General features: G+C 42.7%; 10 protein-coding genes and 1 pseudogene. 5 read left to right on the forward strand and 6 right to left on the reverse strand.

Annotated elements, in window-relative coordinates:
• Positions 1 to 44: 44 nt before the first annotated feature.
• Together uraD and AC6RV6_RS26750 are read left to right on the forward strand one after the other, a co-directional pair.
• Positions 45 to 536 carry a 2-oxo-4-hydroxy-4-carboxy-5-ureidoimidazoline decarboxylase gene (gene uraD, locus AC6RV6_RS26745; protein WP_500243946.1) on the forward strand — a complete coding sequence of 164 codons (492 nt, stop codon included), beginning with the start codon at positions 45 to 47 and terminating at the stop codon, positions 534 to 536.
• A gap of 73 nt (positions 537 to 609) precedes the next feature.
• Positions 610 to 2,385 carry a M61 family metallopeptidase gene (locus AC6RV6_RS26750; RefSeq protein WP_500243956.1) on the forward strand — a complete coding sequence of 592 codons (1,776 nt, stop codon included), beginning with the start codon at positions 610 to 612 and terminating at the stop codon, positions 2,383 to 2,385.
• A 113-nt stretch (positions 2,386 to 2,498) separates the two neighbouring features.
• On the opposite strand, the gene AC6RV6_RS26755 is transcribed toward AC6RV6_RS26750, so the two are convergent.
• Positions 2,499 to 6,854 carry a CHAT domain-containing protein gene (locus AC6RV6_RS26755; protein WP_500243947.1) on the reverse strand — a complete coding sequence of 1,452 codons (4,356 nt, stop codon included), beginning with the start codon at positions 6,852 to 6,854 and terminating at the stop codon, positions 2,499 to 2,501.
• A gap of 332 nt (positions 6,855 to 7,186) precedes the next feature.
• Positions 7,187 to 7,864: a TIGR04283 family arsenosugar biosynthesis glycosyltransferase gene (locus AC6RV6_RS26760; RefSeq protein ID WP_500243948.1), complete on the reverse strand. Its 678-nt coding sequence runs from the start codon at positions 7,862 to 7,864 to the stop codon at positions 7,187 to 7,189.
• 312 nt (positions 7,865 to 8,176) lie between these two features.
• On the opposite strand from AC6RV6_RS26760, the gene ftsH4 reads away from it, so the two are divergent.
• Positions 8,177 to 10,045: an ATP-dependent zinc metalloprotease FtsH4 gene (gene ftsH4 / locus AC6RV6_RS26765; protein ID WP_500243949.1), complete on the forward strand. Its 1,869-nt coding sequence runs from the start codon at positions 8,177 to 8,179 to the stop codon at positions 10,043 to 10,045.
• A 12-nt stretch (positions 10,046 to 10,057) separates the two neighbouring features.
• On the opposite strand, the gene AC6RV6_RS26770 is transcribed toward ftsH4, so the two are convergent.
• The gene (locus AC6RV6_RS26770) at positions 10,058 to 10,246 is read right to left on the reverse strand and encodes a hypothetical protein (RefSeq protein WP_500243950.1); all 189 of its coding nucleotides are present in this window, start codon (positions 10,244 to 10,246) and stop codon (positions 10,058 to 10,060) included.
• Between the two features lie 58 nt (positions 10,247 to 10,304).
• Here AC6RV6_RS26770 and AC6RV6_RS26775 point away from each other — a divergent pair, with 58 nt between their 5' ends.
• Entirely contained in the window at positions 10,305 to 11,516 is a 1,212-nt protein-coding gene (locus AC6RV6_RS26775; protein WP_500243951.1) for a HEAT repeat domain-containing protein, read from the forward strand.
• Between the two features lie 51 nt (positions 11,517 to 11,567).
• A complete protein-coding gene (locus AC6RV6_RS26780; RefSeq protein WP_500243952.1) occupies positions 11,568 to 13,832 on the forward strand; it encodes an ATP-binding protein in 2,265 nt (754 codons plus the stop codon).
• 1 nt (position 13,833) lies between these two features.
• On the opposite strand, the gene AC6RV6_RS26785 is transcribed toward AC6RV6_RS26780, so the two are convergent.
• From AC6RV6_RS26785 to AC6RV6_RS26795, 3 genes and pseudogenes are all read right to left on the reverse strand, one after another.
• Positions 13,834 to 14,298: a GNAT family N-acetyltransferase gene (locus tag AC6RV6_RS26785; RefSeq protein ID WP_500243953.1), complete on the reverse strand. Its 465-nt coding sequence runs from the start codon at positions 14,296 to 14,298 to the stop codon at positions 13,834 to 13,836.
• 29 nt (positions 14,299 to 14,327) lie between these two features.
• Positions 14,328 to 15,926, reverse strand: a complete 1,599-nt coding sequence (locus AC6RV6_RS26790) for an MBOAT family O-acyltransferase (RefSeq protein WP_500243954.1) — start codon at positions 15,924 to 15,926, stop codon at positions 14,328 to 14,330.
• 41 nt (positions 15,927 to 15,967) lie between these two features.
• Positions 15,968 to 16,919 (reverse strand): annotated as a pseudogene (locus AC6RV6_RS26795) (DUF1574 domain-containing protein); the annotation flags it as partial.

Consider the following 16,919-nt stretch of genomic DNA (forward strand, 5'->3'; position numbering starts at 1 on the left):
ACTCTTTACTGATTTTGCTTTATTCTCTTACAGAACTCAACCAAATGAGCCGAGACAACTTTACCAATGTCTTGAAGGACATCTTTGAACACACTCCGGCGATCGCAAGAAAAACTTGGGAAAATCGTCCTTTTTCCGATCTCAGCGATCTGCATGAAAAAATGGTTGTTGTGATGAATAGATTAAGTCAAGAAGAAAAACTCGAATTAATGCGATCGCATCCCGATCTTGGCAGTAAAGCAAAGATGGTAAAAGCCTCAGTACAAGAACAAAAAGGAGTTGGTTTAGATTGTCTGTCCTCAGAAGAATTTCAGCGCTTTAATACTCTCAATCAAGCCTATCGAGAAAAATTTGGCTTTCCGTTTCTCATTGCTGTCAAAGATCGTACAAAAATTAGCATTCTTGAAATCTTTAAATATCGCTTAAACAACGATTCAGAAACAGAACAAAAACAGGCTTTAAACGAAATTTCCCAAATTGCTCTCTTTCGCTTAAAAAATATTATCAACCATTCACCAACAACCATTAAGCAATAACCGTGATATACTACAAGAAATGATAAATAATGAAGGGTGCATTCAGACAGAATCCAGCCACACCGCCAAGTTAATGACTAAAGCCACAGTTCTTCGCGATCGCACGATTACAACAACCATTCCCACTCTAGCTTACACCGTTGCTATGCCAGAGCCGCACAATCATCTGTTTGAGGTGAAAATGCAGGTCGAAAATTGGCAAGAGGATCTACTCAATTTACAAATGCCCGTTTGGACTCCGGGATCTTATTTGGTACGGGAATATTCGCGTCACGTTCAAGATTTTAGCGCTACAACCGAAAATGAGAAACATGCTCTTCACTCCTGCAAAATAGAGAAAAATCTTTGGCAAATCGATACCCAAAATACTCACAGCATAACAGTATGCTATCGTGTCTATGCCAACGAATTGACAGTAAGAACCAATCACCTCGATCGCACTCATGGTTATTTTAACGGGGCTTCACTTTTTTTCTTCATCCCGAATTGGGAAACCCTTGCTTGTCAGATTGCGATCGCATTACCTCATCCCGATTGGCACATTACTACAAGCTTACCCAAAGTTACAGGAGAGAAAAATACCTTTATTGCCGAGAATTTTGATATTTTAGTCGATAGTCCCTTCGAGATTGGCAGCCACGAGATTTATGATTTTGCAGTGTTAGGAAAATCTCATCAATGGGCAATTTGGGGACAAGGAAATATACAATGCGATCGCTTAATTGAAGATACAAAGAAAATTATTCAAACCGAAGCGAAATTATATGGAGAGTTACCTTATGAGGAGTATCTTTTTATTCTCCATTTAAACAATGACGGTTTTGGTGGTTTAGAACATAAAAATTGCTGCTCTTTAATTTACGATCGCTTCGGATTTCGCAATAAAGATCGTTACAATCGCTTTATGCAATTAGTTGCTCACGAATTCTTTCATCTTTGGAATGTGAAACGAATTCGACCCAAAGCCCTCGAAACATTCGATTATACTTGCGAAAATTATACGACTTCTCTTTGGTTTTGTGAAGGAGTAACCAGTTATTACGATACGATTATTCCTCTTTGGTCGAAAGTGTGCGATCGTAAAGCCTTTTTTGATACCATTAATAAAGATATTTCTCGTTATTTACAAATCCCCGGACGCAAGGTTCAACCCTTGAGTGAATCGAGTTTTGATGCGTGGATTAAACTCTACCGACGACATCCCAATAGCGATAATTCGCAAATTTCCTATTATTTAAAAGGCGAGATGGTTTCCTTACTACTCGATCTCCTCATTCGTCGGAAATTTAAAAATGAGCGATCGCTGAACGATATTATGAAAATAATGTGGGAGAAATTTGGCCGAGAAGAAATTGGCTACACTCCTCAACAATTACAAGGAGCGATCGAATCCATTGCTGAAGAAGATTTAAGCGACTTTTTTCACAAATACTTACACGGAACGGAGAAATTACCATTTAATGAATATCTTCTCCCCTTCGGTTTAAAAATAGAAGGAGTGCGGGATAAAAACCCTTATCCATACTTGGGAATTAAAACAGTTATTGAAGAACAGAAAACCAAAATTCAATTTGTTTGGGAATCCTCTCCAGCCGCGCAAGTTGGCATTGATATCGGAGATGAACTCCTTGCTATTGATGGGATTCAAGTTACTCACGACAATTTAAACGAACGCTTGCGCGATTATAAAGTTGGAGACGCGATCGCAATCACGATCTTTCATCAAGAAATCTTACAAACTCACGAAGTTAGGTTAAATGATTCCCAACCCACCCGCTATCAAATCGTTCCCATTAAATCTCCTACCTCCGCACAAAAAGAACTCCTAGAAGGGTGGCTTGAAGGTTAGATCGTTGCCTCGATCGCAAAACGATTAGACTATTTGACAGATTCGATTGCCCCTGTTCGCGATCGCTTCCCCACTGATAACTGATAACTGATAACTGATAACTGATAACTGAATTACCAAGGAGAACCGACTAAAGTAAAAGCACTCCAATAGTAGGGATGGGAGAAATCGCGATCGCCAAACCCTTCTAAAAATGATTGACTCACAGGATCGAGATTGGCAGATTGCGCGATCGCCTCCCAAAAGTTCTGCCCTTGACGCTCTCCTCGAATCATGGCAATTTGCGCTTGTCGCAAGGCTTCTGCCTTAATCGTCACATTGGGATCTCGAAGATGGCGATAGAAGTCTCCCATTAAATTCAAGGTTCCCCCATCGGAGACATACCACAAACTCGCCAATACGGATTTAGCTCCCGTATTCACCGCTAAACCTGCAAATCCTAATTCTGCATCCGTGTCCCCCAATGCCGTGCGACAAGCACTCAACACCAGCAATTCAACAGGATCTTCTGGTTTCCAACCCAACCCTCGCAAATCCTCGAATCCCAGTTTTTCCCCCCACAGTTGAATGTAAGCATTGCTATCTTTCCCGGCTTGAAAGTCTGCATGAGTAGCGAGGTGCAGGATTTGGTGACTTTGGTCTTGGCTGTTGGCTTTGAGATTGTCCAAGGTAAAATCTTGATTGAGAATGACCGTCCCATCCGTTAACTGTTCTGCAATCAGAGATAATTCTACGGGAACGGCGGGTAGGGGTTCGTATTCGCTAAATTCTGAGGCTCCCATCGCTAAAACCCGGGCATCATGTAGGGGAACATAACTGGTATTCGTAAGGCTAACACTGGGAATTACACCCAAACTGTACTTTTCTACGAGGAATTGTTCCCCGTCATGTAAAACAGCAAGAGGAATAGTTCGCAACCCACCATCTAAACTGAAAATGAGGGTATCGACTTTCAATCCTTCTAATTCCGAGGCGATGGGTGCGATCAGCCAATTATACATTTGCTGGGATGCTGCCAGATAAGCCTCGGGACGGCGAGGATTCGTCACGGTATTACGCAAATTCATTGCTACTTTTTGCAGGCGATCGGCGGAAGCGTCGGGAATGACTTTGCGAATAATCTGGTTTTCTGGGGTAACGAGAACCAGTTCTAATTGTTCGGGATAGGAAAGAACGTAAACAATAACGGGATGGGTTCCGGTTTTTTGGGTAATATTTTTCAGGGTAGTGCGGATATTTTCGATACTCTCTTCTTCGCCAGTATCCTCATCAACGGTTTCTTCTTGCGCGAATTCTTCGCTAATGGTATCGGTTTGAGTCGTTTGAATAGTAGGGGTTTCAACTTTGGGACGAATGGGTTCGATAAGATTTTGAGGGAGAGAAAATGAGGAAGAGTTGGGGAGTTGAAAGCTGACGGTGACTTCCCCGGAACTTTCATCGTAGGTATCGATGGGTGATGCAGCTTCATAAATTTGTTGTCCGAAGAGTAAAAATAATTTGTTGTTTTCTCTTTGAACGTTAAATCCGCGACCTCGGGCAATATTGAGAGTGAAATTAAGTAACTCTTCGTTACTGAGGGAGGAATCGAAGCTCAAAGTCCCAGTGGCGACGGAGGAATCATTAAGAAAAATAGAAACGAGAGCCTGAGAGAAGGGTTCGGGTACGGGAATGGAGGGCAAAAGAGGAGAAGACGGCAAAGGAGAAGAGGAAGAGGGAGAAAGTATCAGAATGGGCATGGCATCGAGTTCAAATGCGCCAATATCCGGAGAGGCATCGCGCAAATATCCGCGCTGATCTAATGGTTTATCTGTCGTTCCAGCATCAATGGCTGGACTATTGGGGTTGAGGGCGTGAGTTTGGGTGAGTCCGCCATTGTCGGCGAGAGGGAGCAATAAGGGGTCAACACCTTTGATATTATTGGTCTCGCTGAGAATTATCGTTCCTGTGGTGTCGCCGATGATACTGGATTCAATGATATCGAAAGAACCGCCTAAATCGGGTGCTTGACCGCTGCGATCTATATTTTGGGCGATGATACTATTTTTGATAGTGGTAGGATTGAGCGCATTCATTCGGATAATTCCTCCCCCACTGCCAGCACCATCGTTATCCGCATCGGCCACATTGAAGGAGATCGTGCTATTTTCGATTGTTATAGTGCCGTCAGCGCGAATTCCTCCACCACGATGATTCGCACTATTTCCACTTACTGTACTATTACTGAGGAAAAGATTGCCACTGGTAAAAATTCCGCCATAACTGTTATTAGAAGTATTTCCACTCACTGTACTATTGATTAATATCATGTTGGTATTAGGTGTCCCCGATATTCCTCCTGAATTTCCTCGAGCGCTATTACCACTAACAGTACTATTAAAGAGTTGAATATTTCCCTGTGCATTTATTCCTCCCGAACCAGCATAAGTGGCGGTGTTTTCACTCACTGTACTATTAATGAGTTTAATATCTCCCGATCCAGTTATTCCTCCACCTTCAGCATGACCATCACTAACATTATTGCTCACTATACTATTTTTTAGTATGATGTCACCGCGGCTCAATATCCCAGCACCAGCAATTGTTGAATTAGAGGGAGAAGGAGAAATATGATTCCCAGTTACTGTGGTGTTTTCCAGCGTTAATGTTCCCGTTCCAGTATGCCAAATCCCGCCACCATGTCCATTGACACTCCCATTCTGAATGGTTAGATTTTTAATTGTGACATTCTCAGCAGAATTCACAAAAACGCGACTAGCCTTTCCTCCATCAAGGAACAAATCATCTTGTCCCGAACCATCAATCACTAAATGATCATCGTTAATCGCAAACCCTCCGTCACCAAATGTTCCACTGTCTATGGTAATTTTTCCCGTTACATTAAAAGCAATCGTATCGTTAGTATTGGCATTTGCTAAGGCTTCCCGTAGTGTCGTGAATGTGTCGGTCGTAATATTGTTATCGAGAAGACTATCCACCGTAATGATGGCTAACTTTCCTTCCCAATTGTGCAAAGTCCCATCGGTAAACGGCACAACCGACTCAATATTTCCCGTACTGTATTCCAATGCCCAATTGCCCCCATAATTAGGGCTTCCTGTCGCATCCAACGAGGCCGCAACATCCGCACCTGTCACCTCGGCAATTTGATTAACCAAACTTTCCCCTGCTGTCCCCAAAGCCGTAAAACAACTATAAAGGAGAATATCTGCCGTTGGAGAAAGAGAGTCTCCCCAACGCTCCACGCGATCGCGATACTGTTGAAAATTCTGTGCTGTAATAAAATCCTTCCCCAACCACAATTCCCCAGCATTCCCTTCCGCGACAATGGTTAAGGTTTCGATAGGTTTCTCGGCAAGCTCCAACACCTCGCCAATCTTAGCAATGCCGTCTTCACCGCGCAATATCAAACGAGAAACTGTTCCCGCTTCTCCCCCATAGAGTAATTCATAGGGGTTATCCGATCGCTCGTCAATGAAAGTATAGTCAAAAGCCTCGCCTACATCCCCAAAGCGGATCGCAGTCGGATCGTGTTGCGTCCCGTCCCCCGTGCGAATGAGAGTCGCATCGGTCAGTTGAATGGGGTTAATTGCTGCGAGAGTCACCGTTTCCCCGCGAATTTCTCCCGCAAGAGAAACATCTCCTACATTGAGAGGAAATTCGGCGTTGTCGAGATCCGTCGTCGCGATCTGCGTCGCATTTTGCACCACTGGAGTTGTTAATAATTCCGGAATATCTAACGCCGAGAAATTGGGAGGAATGCGATCGCTTGGCAATTCTAAGGTTAAAATCGTTCCCGGTTGGGAAAGCCTCACCAAACTCGTTCCCGGTACGGCTGCAATATTAATATTCCCCGAAGAAACAATTTCTCCTGTATTGAGAACACTTCCCCCTAATAAGGTTAGATCGCCTCCTATCACAGTCAAATTTCCTGCATTAATTATTGCCCCGGGTTGGGATAAATCAAAGGCGAATCCATTAGGATTGCCCGTTAAAAGTGAATAATTATTTTCTCCCCAAGCATTAAAAAAATCATCTCCCAAACCGATTCCTGTCGCCGTGGTTGCGGTAAAATCTCCCGGTACGTTCAAACTAGCATGATGACCAAAAACAATCCCCGCAGGATTCATTAAAAAGAGATGAGAATTTCCTCCCGTGACTTGAATTAAACCATTAATAACCGATGGATCTCCTCCCACAACGCGACCGAGAATATTCTGAATATCTGGTGAAGAGAGAAAATTGGCAATTTGTCCCTCGTTGAGTCCAAACTGTTCAAAACTGTGAAATAAATTTCCGCCTGAAAGCGTTCCACCGCCAATATTGAATTGCTGCCCGTTAATATTAACCGAAGTTCCCGCACTATTCGCTTCAGGAATAATAGATTGAGCCGCTACCGAGAGAGAAAATCCTCCTGTCATACAAAAAATTCCCACGGGAGCAAAATAAGGAAGCGATCGCCAAAATCTCATCGTTCTAACTCCTGATATTCAGATCTACTTCAAAATAGATATTCCTTTTGCAATCTAGCAATACAACTTCATTTAGCTGCACATTTTCTGACGCTCGGTGGTGCGTTCTGAAAATTCCCCTACTTCCGTCCCCCAACATTTTCGGAAAATACGCGATCGCCTTCACATTCGTATCTCAACTGTGAAGAAAATTTCTCGATTTGTCAATATTTTCCACAAAAATTCACATTCTTATTCTTTTTAAGAAGAATTTCAAAAACTCGGGGCTGCAATTTCCAAACTCAATTTAAGGTAATATCTTTCTGATTGAAAGCTAAATCATGACTCATTGCTCATTGAAACCTGCGATACCATTGTGCCAAATAATGAGGAGAAACCCCGATAAAATAGGCGATAATAATGATTTGATTGATGGCGGTTGTTTTCAAAACGCCTAATTTTTGCCAGCGACGACCGGATGTGAGGATAGGATGAGGAACCATACGAATGCGTCCCAGTTTTCTCAACTGGCGGATAAATTCAAAGTCTTCCATAATCGGAATATCGGGAAATTCTCCTAATTCTTGAAAAGTAGTTGCTTTTAAAAATAAGGCTTGATCGCCATAGGGAAGAGAACAAAAATGCGATCGCCATTTCACCATCTTTTCTACCCAACGCAGCGATCGCATTTTGCCGGCAATTTTTAATTCAAAGGCACCGGCAATCGTTTGAGGCTGGGTGAGAGTATCGCCTATCATTTGAGCGTATCCTCGAGGTAAGTGTGTATCGGCGTGTAAAAAAAGCAAAACGTCACCAGAAGCGATCGCGGCACCAGCATTCATTTGTTGGGCGCGTCCTTTGTGAGGAGAAGCAATAACGATCGCACCGCATTCTTTGGCCAAGTCTACAGTATTATCGATACTTCCACCATCAACTACAATAATTTCACAATCGGATGTTTTTTCAATCGCGAGTAATGTCGTTTGAATGGTTTTTGCTTCATTCAAAACTGGAATAATAATAGAAATCACGCTGAGATAATGGCTAATGGATAATTGTAAGAGCAATCGCTAAAACCATTTATTATAAAGCAAATATTCTCACCGGATATCGAGAGGATGAGATCGCTGGTTTCCTGCGATCGCGATCGGAAAAAGAAAGATGAGAAAATCGTTTAACCCTCGATTGAATTGGGTTTAAGTCTATTTTCAAGGGAGAAGCCGCAAAAACGCATCGGTTAACCGTACCGGACAAAACCGCGATCGCTAGGACAAAATTAAAAAACAGGCAAAGTTAACAAAAATTAATTTTTGTCTGGGACTGTCCTGAATTTAAACAAAAAAATGGGTATAAAAAACAATCCACAACCCTCATGGGGTCGTCTTATCGGTAATATTCTTTTTGTTACCGGACTGGGACTTTTATTAATCAATATCTTTTTTCCCCAGATTTTTGCCCCGAAGATTTCTCAAGTTCCCTACAGTATGTTTATCGACCAAGTTAGCGATGGCAACGTGACTCGCGCTTATGTGGCTCAAAATGAAATTCGCTATCAATTGAAAGGAGAAGGAGAACAACCGGGACAAATTTTAGAAACAACGCCCATCTTTGACCTGCAACTTCCCCAACGCTTAGAAGATAATGGGGTAGAATTTGCCGCCGCCCCTCCGAAAGGCAATAACTGGTTTGGTACCCTTCTCAGTTGGGTGATTCCGCCGTTAATTTTTGTGGGGGTCTTTCAATTCTTTGCACGACGGGGTGCAGGGGGTCCGCAAGGGGCGCTTTCCATTAGTAAAAGTAAGGCAAAAGTTTATGTTGAAGATGATGATACTAAAGTGACTTTTGCTGATGTTGCGGGAGTGGAAGAAGCCAAAACCGAACTCACAGAAATTGTTGAATTCCTCAAAAATAGCGATCGCTACACCAAAATTGGGGCTCGCATTCCCAAAGGCGTGTTACTCGTGGGACCGCCGGGAACCGGTAAAACCTTGATGGCGAAAGCGGTTGCCGGAGAAGCGGGAGTCTCCTTTTTCAGCATCTCCGGGTCGGAATTCGTGGAACTCTTCGTCGGTGCCGGTGCCGCCCGAGTGCGAGACTTATTTGAACAGGCGAAAAAGAAAGCGCCGTGTATTATCTTTATCGATGAATTGGATGCGATCGGCAAATCCCGCGCCAGTGGCAACTTTATGGGGGGAAATGACGAACGGGAACAAACCCTCAATCAGCTATTAACGGAGATGGACGGGTTTGCCGCCGGAGATGCCACGGTCATCGTCCTCGCTGCCACCAACCGCCCAGAAACCCTCGATCCCGCCCTCCTACGCCCCGGACGCTTCGATCGCCAAGTCCTCGTCGATCGCCCCGATCGCCCCGGACGTTTGAAAATTTTAGAGATCTATGCGGCCAAAGTAAAAATTGCTGCGGAGGTAGATCTCGAAGCGATCGCCACTCGTACTCCCGGTTTTGCTGGGGCAGACTTGGCTAACTTGGTCAATGAGGCCGCTTTATTGGCAGCACGAAATTACCGAGAACAAGTTATCCAAGGGGACTTTAACGAAGCGATCGAACGGGTGGTTGCGGGACTGGAGAAGAAAAGCCGCGTCCTCAACGACAAGGAAAAGAAAATCGTTGCTTATCACGAAGTGGGTCACGCTTTGGTCGGCGCGTTGATGCCTGGAGGCGGTAAAGTCGCCAAAATCTCGATTGTGCCTCGGGGAATGGCAGCTTTGGGTTATACCTTACAAATGCCCACCGAAGATCGGTTCTTAATGTCCGAGTCAGAATTGCGAGATCAAATTGCCACGCTTTTAGGGGGTCGGGCAGCAGAAGAGATCGTATTTGGGAGTATTACCACGGGGGCAGCTAATGACCTACAACGCGCCACAGACCTCGCAGAACGCATGGTAACGACCTACGGCATGAGTCAGGTTCTCGGACCCCTCGCCTATGAGAAAGGACAGCAAAATAGCTTCCTCGGTGAAGGGATGATGAATCCTCGCCGTAATGTGAGCGACTCGACAGCCCAAGCGATCGATGCGGAAGTGAAAGAAATCGTCGAAAAAGGCCATCAGCAAGCGATCGCCATTCTGGAAAATAATCGGGAATTATTGGAAGCGATCGCCTCGGAAATTCTTGAAGAGGAGGTCATTGAAGGGGAGAAATTACAAGAATTATTGGCTCGCGCCAAAGCAGTCGAACTTGCCTCTGTTTAAGGTTCTCTCTTCTTATTTCGTTCCTTCGTTCTTACGAGGGAACGATTTCTTTTGCCGATATTTTATTCGGTTTTGCTCTTCACTCTGGCCAGAAGTGCGATCGCTCTCATTCAACTGCAAAAATTCTGATTTCGCAAACAAACGATGCAATAACTGCACGATCGCGCGATACAAGCGATCGCAATTACGGAGAAGGTGCATAAAAATGTCACAATCGGAAAAACGTAAAATTAATAATACTTGATAATTTCTCTGAGAAATGCTTGAGATTTTAGAACAGGCCAAAATCGCCACGCAGCACCATGATTGGTTGCAAGTGAATAATTGTTTGCAGCAACTTCCCTTAGCGGAAGACGAATTCACGCCTTTTGATGAAGAGGCTCTCAATTTAGCTTTAACGGTTTTGAACTATGGCGATTTTCAGGAACGATGGGAAATCGCCAAAATTTTGCCCAAATTTGGCGATCGCGCAATTTCTCCTCTGATTGAAATCCTTGAAGATGAAGAAATTGAGATAGAAGAACGTTGGTTTGCCGGGCGTATTTTAGGAAAATTCGATCGCCCTTTGGTTCTTGAAGCCCTCGTAAGATGTTGGCAAACATCGGCAGATGAAGAATTAACAACAATTATCGCCACCGCATTGGCCAATTTAGGAGAATCCGCGATCGCCCCCCTCACCGACTTACTCGAACATCCCGAATTGCGCCACCTCGTAACCCATGCCCTCGCTCAAATTCGCCATCCCGCAGCCCTCGATCCGCTTTTAAATATGGCACGCGATAAGGATGCCCGAGTTCGCGCTACAGTTATTGAAGCACTGGGAACAATTCGCGATCGCCGCCTGATTCCGGTTTTAATTGAAGCCTTAAACGATCTGAATGCAAATGTGAGAAAAGAAGCAATTCTTGCCTTGGGATTATGGCGCGATCGGGCGGCGGAATTGGATTTATTAACCGTGTTAACTCCTCGCTTATACGATCTAAACTTAGAAGTTTGCCAACAAGCCGCGATCGCGATCGGTCAATTAAAAACCCGAGAAGCCGCAGCGACCCTATTTCAAGTTTTCCAATCTCCTGCGACCCCGTTTGCTTTACAAATTCACCTCATCCGTGCTTTGGCATGGAATGAAACAGAAGCGGGTTTAAAATGCCTGCAAAAGATATTCTTGTTAACAGAAGAAGCCGGACAATTAGAAACCATTCGTGTCTTAGGGCGCATGGAAACGCCCCATCTTAAATCTCTTGCCACTCGAGTATTACTTGACTTCTTTTCTAGCCAACCTTTACTCTGTGAATCTCCCTCAATTTTGCAATCCCTGATTCAAGCATGGGGACAGTTGGGGGATTCAGAAGCCGCAGAAGTTTTAATGAGCTTGCAAGATCATCATACCTCCAGCATCCGACTACATGCGATCGCCGCCTTCCATCGCTGTCAAGTTTCAGTTTCGAGGATGGCCATGGCGGATAAATGACAAAAAGTATGAGAAGATTAATAAAATAACAGATTCTTGGCACAAATTTCGATGAGCTCAGCCGATTCTAGTCACCTGCAAACTGCCAATATTAATTCCCTAGAAGAAAAATTTTCTGATTTCTCACATGAGCTAATTCATCTCCCCGGATTTATTCAACCTCATGGCATTCTCTTAGTTTTACAAGAACCGTACTTAAAGATCGTTCAAGTTAGTAATAATACCAATGATTTTTTAGGGATTGCACCCGACAAACTCTTAAATCATTCCTTGAGCAAGTTTTTTCCGCGAACCCAAATCAGAAATCTTAAAAAGATAATTGCTCGTAATGATTTTGATACGATCAATCTGGTCAAACTAAGAATCAAAAAAGAGGAGGAATATTTATTTGTCGATGGAATTGTACATCGTAATAATGATGGATTTTTGATTCTTGAATTAGAACCATCAATTTATCGAGATGAGATGGATTTTCTGAGGTTTTACCATTCTCTAAAAAGTGCGACGGCTAAAATTCAAGAAACAGCGAATTTACAAGAGATGTATAATGCCATCGTGCGGGAAGTGAGAAGACTGATACAATGCGATCGCGTGATGGTTTATAGATTTGATAAAGATTGGAATGGAGAAGTAATCGCCGAAGATAAACGAGAGGATCTCGAACCATTACTCGGCTTGAATTATCCCGATGCCGATACTAAGCCTTGTCGCAATCTTTATTCCGCAAGTTGGCTGAGATTAATTGTTGATGTGAATGCCGAATCTGCCGATCTCGTACCATGTTATCACCCTCAAAATGATAAACCTCTCGATTTAAGCGATTCTGTTTTACGAGGCTTTTCTCCCTGCCATCGCGAATATTTACAAAATATGGGAGTTGGCTCGACGTTAGTAATGCCGGTAAAACAAAGTGGGAAGCTGTGGGGACTCATTTCTTGTCATCATTATACGTCCAAGCACGTTCCTTATGAATTGCGTCAAGCCTGCGAATTTTTAAGTCAAATCGTGTCCAGTGAACTTGTTGCGAAAGAAGAAGCAGAAGATTATGACTATCAAATTCACCTAAAATCTATTCAAGCAAAGTTAACTGAATATATGTCGATAAAAGAGAATTTTATCGAAGGTGCAATCTCGGGGGATCCAAATTTACTCGATATCGCGAACGCTGGAGGAGCAGCAATCTATTGGCAAGACAATTTTACCACGCTTGGTGAGGTTCCCGATCCGGCCGTTCTCGAAGGATTAATTGATTGGTTAAAAGATAATATTACAGAAGACCTTTTTGAGACGGATTCTCTGCCGCAACTGTACCCTCAAGCAGAAAAGCATAAAGATATTGCCAGTGGTTTGTTAGCTATTTCAATATTGCCCAAGAACTATATTTTGTGGTTTAGATCCGAATTGATTCAGACTGTAAATTGGGCAGGAGATCCGAATCAAGCTATTGTGGAAAAGATGGATTCTGAAGGGGTTGTGCGATTATCTCCCCGGGGGTCTTTTGATGTTTGGAAAGAAATCGTTTATCTCAAGTCTTTACCGTGGAAGTCCTGCGAAATTGAGGCGGTAAAAGACTTGAGAAGTGCAATTATTAATATTGCTTTGCGTCAAGCCGATGAACAAGCTAAATTAGCACTAGAGTTGCAACGTTCTAATGAAGATTTAGAAAAATTTGCTTATGTTGCCTCTCACGATTTGCAAGAACCCTTAAATTTAGTGTCGAGTTACGTGCAGCTATTGGAAATGCGCTATCGCGATCGCCTTGATGATGATGCGAAGGAATTTATTGATTTTGCGGTAGAAGGGGTGACGCATATGCAAACTTTGATTGACGATCTTCTCACTTACTCGAGACTGGGAACGAACGAGAAAACGTTGGTGACTGTTGAACTGGAAGATGTTGTTAATCGGGTTTGTCTCAATTTGAGAGGCAAAATTAATGATAATAAAGCAGATATTATTCGCGATCGCTTGCCTTCCGTGTTAGGCGATCGCACTCAACTCATACAGGTTTTCCAAAATTTAATAGGTAATGCGATCAAATTTCATGGAGAAGAAGCGCCTCAAATACACATTGGCGTTGAAGAAAGAGAAGAGGATTATTTATTCTTTATTCGCGATAATGGCATTGGTATTGAACCGCATTTTAGCGATCGCATTTTTACTATTTTTCAGCGCTTGCACTCGCGAGATGAATATCCCGGAACGGGAATTGGTTTAGCACTTTGTAAAAAAATCGTCGAACGTCATCAAGGAAAAATTTGGTTTGAGTCGGAATTAGGTGAAGGTTCTACCTTCTATTTTACCATTCCTCGATAAATTACGCTATCTTTTTGTGCATCTTAAAGCGCTCAAACTCTATCCCTTGACGCAGAACAATTTCAGGTTCGATAATCTCAAATCCTTGTTTGAGAAAGAAGAATTTAGAGACTCGACTTGCATCAGTGGTTAAATATTTTATACCTTGTGCGATCGCAGTTTTTTCTAATTCCTGATAAATAATTTCAGCATAACCTTTGCGAGCATAGTGTTTAACAGTATACAAAAAGGCAATATGGTTTTCTGGGTGTAATTGACCAAAAGCAATCACTTTGTTTTCTTCGATCGCCAGTAATGTTAATCCTTGTTTTAAACTTTGCCTAAACTCTTCAATATCTTCAGGAAAAGATGACCAAATCTTGATTTGTTCAGGACTATAAAAATCACAACCAATATTAATGACCGCATTGCGATAAACCTCTGCGATCGCTTCTGCATTAATGGGTTTATATTGACAGATATTCATAGAAATTCACCTTCTTTGTCTTATCTTCATTAAAAATCAAAGTAAATATAGCGTAACCCTCCTTCTGGAGCAAGCATCCAAACTGTCAATAAGCATAAAGGCACTAAGATTAATTTAAGATTCCAATTTAACTGTAATTTTAATCCTCGTTGGCTAAAATAAGCCATTCCCATACTCAAAAGCAATATCGTTATCAACAAAATCAGATCGGAACGTCCCATTCCCAAAACATCATAATAAACCTTTTGAGTAAATTGTACATCCCCGATATAACCGAAGCAGTGATTAAAGACAAATAATGCGTCTTGAATATTGGGAAGACGGAAGAAAATCCATGCTAAAAACACAAAAATTTGCGTTGCTAGCCAAGCGCTAATCGTACCGGGAATTGTTTGCCACCATGTCTCTAAATTCGGATTCTTTTTACTTTGGGAGTCCACAAGGCGATGAACGATTAATGCTAAACCATGCAAACCGCCCCAGAGGATAAATCCCCATGCTGCACCATGCCAAATTCCGGCAATTAACATGATAACAAAAAGATTGAAACAAGTCCGTTTTAAACTCTTTCTCGAGCCGCCAAGAGGGAAATATAAATAGTTTCGCAACCAATCTCCGAGAGTCATATGCCATCTGCGCCAAAAACTGGCAATACTGGTACTAAAATAAGGAAAATTAAAGTTTTCAGGGAGATTAAAACCGAGGAACATGGCACTACCTCGCGCGATGTCTACATAACCGCTAAAATCAAAATAAAGTTGTAAACCATAAGCTAAAGTTGCCAACCAAAGATCGCCACTTCCTGCCCGTCCTAAATTTCCAAAACACAGATCGACATAAATACCCAAGCGATCGGCGATGAGTGCCTTTTTAAAGGCACCACAAGCAATTAACCAGGCACCTTCTGAAAACTGCTCGGGAGTGGGGTGTTTAATTTCTCTAAATTGATTTATAAATTGATGAAAGCGCGTTATCGGACCAGAAAATAACTTTGGAAAAAAGAGCTTGTAACCGGAAAATTTAAGAAAGTTCTGGGTTGCTGGGGCACCGCGATAAATATCGACGAGATAGGCAATACATTCAAAGGTAAAAAAAGAAATTCCGAGGGGTGCAATGAGGCGATCGCCGATCCAATTTGCACTCTGACTGGCAATGGGAAAGTTCAAGACGATCGCGATCGTTTCGAGGAGAAAAGGGAGGTATTTAAATCCCAATAACAAAATAACATTGAGACCAATGCCAAAAATAAGTAGTTGTGTCGCGCGACTATTCCAAACTTGCTGCATTTGTTCCCATTCGCGATCGGAAAGTCGAGAATATTGCGGTTGAAAACAGCCCCGCGATCGCGCTTCCATTGCTTTTCCCAATTGAAAATTGAGAAAGGTCATTAAGAGGAGCAGGGGAATATATTCAACCTGTAGAAAGCCATAAAAAATTAGACTAGCTCCACAGAGAATCCAAAGGCGAGTATCTTGGGTAGACTCGGAAGGGCGATCGTCTGCTAATTGAGAAATGGGTTCGGTTTGAGAAAAATCGACTTTAACAACGGGACGAAAGCGACCGCAATACCAATAAACCCAAACCAAAAGCAATAAAAATAAACCATAAAGCGGATCCAAAAAGCTCATTGTTATTAGTTGTTAGTTATCAGTTATCAGTTATCGGATATTTATTGTTCATTGCTCATTGTAAGTAGCGATCGCGATAGAAAAACAGAGACTTGATAAGCTCCATAGCGATTGAGATGACTGGGATCGGAAAAATAATCGTAGTCGGTTTGCCATTGACGGGCGAGATTGAGAAACTCAAAATTGTAAGTTTGAGCCGCACTTTGCATTTGTTCTTGAAATTCTTCCTCATATTGACTGCGAATTGGGTCTTCTAAATATTCATGGGTGAGAGGAAGATTGACAAAAATCAGGTTGACTTGTTGGCGATTCAAATAAGACATTAATTTACGAAAGGCATTGTATTGACTGCCAAATATTGCAAAAGAACTGTAATCGCGATCGTGGATTCCGGCAACTTTGGGATGATTTAAATAATAAGTTTCTGGATTGAAGCGGATGGAAAGCGGAAGAAATCCATCCGGTTCGATCGGTTCTCGGGCGGAGACAGAAGGGGTTGTTTCCCATAAGTCGAGGTGGAGATCTTCCACAGAAGGGATGCGGGCGGTAAATTGGACGCTTAATGATTCCTTCAGGCGATCGCGTTCGGCATAAACCCCAGAAAATTCCCCTAACGCATCTCCAAACCAATCATTGAGAGCTTGATAGCTCATGGTGATATCTTCGCTTAAACTCGCTAGAGAAAATTGCCATTCTTCCTCCGTCGGCGTTTCCGATCCCGGAAATCTTCCTCGTTTTAATTGCCGAAATCCTTGAGAAGTCGCGATCGCCTCATAAGTTAAATCTTCTCGGCCGCTATTAAATGCTCGCGCACCATCCGCCCAAATAATCAGTTTAGGAAGTTCTTCAGGGGTCAAAATCTGCCCCAGCAGTAAATAAACCACTTGAGCGGTCGCACCATTAATCCCAAAATTAAAGATATCAATTTTGTTATTGCCTAACTGGTGACTGGTGACTGGTGACTGGTGACTGGTGACTGGTGACTGGTGACTG

The organism is Spirulina sp. LEGE 11439 (genome assembly GCF_059821285.1).

Bases quoted from the DNA above. Each gene is read 5' to 3' on its own strand.
- AC6RV6_RS26775 (WP_500243951.1), top strand. From the start codon at position 10,305: ATGCTTGAGATTTTAGAACAGGCCAAAATCGCCACGCAGCACCATGAT.
- ftsH4 (WP_500243949.1), top strand. From the start codon at position 8,177: ATGGGTATAAAAAACAATCCACAACCCTCATGGGGTCGTCTTATCGGT.
- AC6RV6_RS26750 (WP_500243956.1), top strand. From the start codon at position 610: ATGACTAAAGCCACAGTTCTTCGCGATCGCACGATTACAACAACCATT.
- AC6RV6_RS26770 (WP_500243950.1), bottom strand. From the start codon at position 10,246: ATGCACCTTCTCCGTAATTGCGATCGCTTGTATCGCGCGATCGTGCAG.
- AC6RV6_RS26785 (WP_500243953.1), bottom strand. From the start codon at position 14,298: ATGAATATCTGTCAATATAAACCCATTAATGCAGAAGCGATCGCAGAG.
- uraD (WP_500243946.1), top strand. From the start codon at position 45: ATGAGCCGAGACAACTTTACCAATGTCTTGAAGGACATCTTTGAACAC.
- AC6RV6_RS26790 (WP_500243954.1), bottom strand. From the start codon at position 15,926: ATGAGCTTTTTGGATCCGCTTTATGGTTTATTTTTATTGCTTTTGGTT.
- AC6RV6_RS26755 (WP_500243947.1), bottom strand. From the start codon at position 6,854: ATGAGATTTTGGCGATCGCTTCCTTATTTTGCTCCCGTGGGAATTTTT.
- AC6RV6_RS26780 (WP_500243952.1), top strand. From the start codon at position 11,568: ATGAGCTCAGCCGATTCTAGTCACCTGCAAACTGCCAATATTAATTCC.